Source organism: Streptomyces viridosporus, assembly GCF_002078235.1.
Lineage (GTDB): Bacteria > Actinomycetota > Actinomycetes > Streptomycetales > Streptomycetaceae > Streptomyces > Streptomyces viridosporus.
In genome coordinates this window covers 1-1,352 of record NZ_MSGP01000947.1, presented here as the reverse complement: position 1 = coordinate 1,352, position 1,352 = coordinate 1, and the positions used below count along the sequence as shown (strand labels likewise).

1 protein-coding gene is annotated in these 1,352 nt (G+C 69.5%); it reads right to left on the bottom strand.

The window, feature by feature from the left end; all coding sequences use genetic code 11:
* The coding region (locus B7L92_RS40880) for a hypothetical protein (RefSeq protein ID WP_159461099.1) at positions 1 to 1,352 on the bottom strand (1,352 nt) is incomplete at both ends.

Below are 1,352 nucleotides of genomic sequence, written 5' to 3'. Positions count from 1 at the left end.
TGGTGGTCACGGGGACGGTGATGGTGTCGCCGTTCTGGACGATGACGACGGGGCGTCCGGCCTGGGCGTCGGTGAGGCCGACGCCGAAGCGGCGGGCGACGTCGGCGAGGACCGGCATCGCGGTGCGCCGCTTGGCGGGGCTGAGAGGCAGGTAGGCCTCCCCGCCGGTCTGGGGCTCGGCGAAGCGGATGATGCCGCCCTGGGTGGCGTAGATCCCGGCGCGGATGCCGCCGTCCGCGTACGCCTTGCCCGCGTTGGCCTTCCGTAGGTCCTCGAGGAAGCGGTCCGCCCGCGCACCGAGGGACGTCTTGATCTGACCGCGGGACTTGTTGGCGATGGCGATGATCTGGTCCTCGCCGATGCCGGTCTTCGCGGCGACGTCGTGGATGCCGGTCGTTTTGGTGGTGATCGCGGCGATGATCTGCACCAGGGACTGCACCTGATCGGCCGTGAGCGCGTTGTTCGCGGTCTTCGCCGCGGCGTCCGCCTTCTTGGCCTTGGACGGGTCTTTCACCGCGGCGGCGGCGAGCTGCTGCGCGGCTTCGTCGCCCTGCGCGGCCAGCTGCGCGGCGAGGTCGTCGTAGCCGAGCGCGGACAGCCGGGCGAGGTCGCTGGCGAACTTCTGGTTGACCTTGTTCGCAGAGGTGAGCTGGCGGGTGTAGTCGCCGAGGGTGGCCTTGGCCGTGGCCTGGAGCCCTCTCAGGGCGGCGGCCATCTCGTTGATGTACTTCGTGCTGCCGTTGGCCATCTTGTCGGCGAGCTTCATGCCCTCCACGCCCATGGAGGCGAGGGCTTCGGCGACATCACCGCCGACCCGCTCTGCGACCTTCTCCAGGTCCCGGTTCCACGACTGCGTCGCCTTCGACGCGCTCTTCAGCTTCTTCTCGACCGCTCCCAGGTCGAAGTAGCTGACGTCTTTGCCCTTGACCTTCTTCGTCTTCCGGCCGGCCTGCCCGGCATCCGACGGCGAGTAGAGGCTGCCGGTCTGCGGGTCGTAGCGCCAGTCCGTGACCGATCCTTCGGCGTTCCACTGGATTGTCGACGGGTCGCCGCCCAGGCGGCGGACGATCTCCTCCGTGATCGCGCGTGAGCGGACGCGGGCTGACCTGCGGAAAGGCACGTAGCCCTCGCCCTCGGTCTCCCGCTCTCCCCACACCCGGTAGGAGCCGGCCGGGGCGATCTGCGCGATGTGCTGGTTGGGCCGGTCTCCCGCCTCCATGCCGCCGTCGGCGTACGCGCGGATGCCGCCTTGGGCGTAGTAGTCGACGACACCGCCGCGGGCCTGCTTGAAGGCCGGCTGGAGGCTGGACTCGACCTTCCGGTATTGGACGTTGATGTAGGAGGTGCCGAGG